General features: G+C 64.7%; 2 protein-coding genes. Both read left to right on the top strand.

Annotation, left to right across the window (positions count from 1 at the left end):
- Positions 1-53: 53 nt before the first annotated feature.
- Positions 54-437 (top strand): transposase, encoded by a 384-nt coding sequence (locus RFM40_RS33515; protein WP_320230402.1) that lies wholly within the window; start codon positions 54-56, stop codon positions 435-437.
- A complete protein-coding gene (locus tag RFM40_RS33520) occupies positions 434-1,315 on the top strand; it encodes an IS3 family transposase (RefSeq protein WP_320279053.1) in 882 nt (293 codons plus the stop codon). Before RFM40_RS33515 ends, RFM40_RS33520 begins: the two co-directional genes overlap by 4 nt.
- Positions 1,316-1,363: the final 48 nt, after the last annotated feature.

The raw sequence follows: 1,363 nt of genomic DNA on the forward strand, positions 1-1,363 counted from the left end.
TGCACCCCAAAACTGAGACAAGGATATAAGGGACAGTCCTGAGAGAGGGACTGATGCCTCAAAGACGGAAATTTAGCCGAGAGGTGAAGCTGGCTGCCGTTGAGCGGATGCTGGCGGGAGAGAAGGTGGCGGCCCTGGCTAAAGAGCTGGGGGTGGTGCAGAAGCTGCTCTATCACTGGCGGGCCAAGTATTTGAGCGGCGGCGCAGCGGCGTTGCGATCACCTGGGCAGCACCCCAGAACAGCCGCGGTTGGGCCGCCCCGCGAGCCTGCCGATCTTGCGCAGGCGCGGGCCCGCATAGTCGAACTGGAGCGCAAGGTCGGCCAGCAGGAGCTGGAGCTCGATTTTTTTCGCAAAGCCTTGCGGCAAGTCGGGGAGAAGCGCCAGCCGAGCGACGGGCCTGGCGCGAGCTCGTCTACGCGTCAATCACGGCGATGACGACCCCTCGGCCGCAAGGCGGACTCAGCGTCGAAAGGATGTGCGCGCTGGCTGGCGTCAGCCGGGCCGGCTACTATCGGCACTTTCAGGCCTCGGCGCCGCGCCAGGAGGAGACTTGCGTGCGCGACGCCGTCCAGCGCGTCGCCCTGGCCAACAGCCTCTCGTATGGCTATCGGCGCATCACTTGGCAGTTGCGGCGCGAAGGCGTTGTGGTGAACCACAAGCGGGTGCTGCGCATCATGGGTGAGGACAACCTCTTGTGCCTGAGGAAGAAGCCGTTCGTGCCGGTCACGACCGCATCCAGGCACGGCTGGCAGGTGGTGCCGAACCTGGCGCGCGGCCTCGTTGTGACCGGTCTCGACCAGTTGTGGGTGGCCGACATCACCTATGTGCGGCTGCGCGAGGAGTTCGCCTACCTCGCCGTCGTGCTTGATGCCTTCAGCCGCCGTGTCATCGGCTGGGCTCTGGACGACCATCTGGAGGCCAGCCTGGCCGTGGCGGCGCTGACCATGGCGCTGGAGGCACGCCGTCCGCAGCCCGGAAGCCTCATCCATCACTCCGATCGCGGCGTCCAATATGCCTGTGCCGAATACAGTGCCGTGCTCGCACGACACGACATCCAAGCTTCCATGAGCCGGGTCGGCAACCCCTACGACAATGCCAAGGCAGAGAGCTTCATGAAGACACTCAAGCAGGAGGAAGTCGACGGCCGCGACTATCGCGACATCGACGAGGCGCGCCAGCAGATCGGCGCCTTTATCGAGCAGATCTACAACCGCCAACGACTGCATTCGGCGCTCGGCTATCGACCGCCGGTGGAGTTCGAGGCAAACTGGACGCCGCACGGGGCTGCTGCGCAGCAGCCCCGTGCGGCCTAACGCTAACGCTGTCACCTATTCCCTGTCTCACAACAGGGGTGCAGTCCA

The organism is Mesorhizobium captivum (genome assembly GCF_033977165.1).
Lineage (GTDB): Bacteria > Pseudomonadota > Alphaproteobacteria > Rhizobiales > Rhizobiaceae > Mesorhizobium > Mesorhizobium captivum.

Coding starts and splice junctions, on each gene's coding strand:
- RFM40_RS33515 (WP_320230402.1), top strand. CDS start 54: ATGCCTCAAAGACGGAAATTTAGCCGAGAGGTGAAGCTGGCTGCCGTT.
- RFM40_RS33520 (WP_320279053.1), top strand. CDS start 434: ATGACGACCCCTCGGCCGCAAGGCGGACTCAGCGTCGAAAGGATGTGC.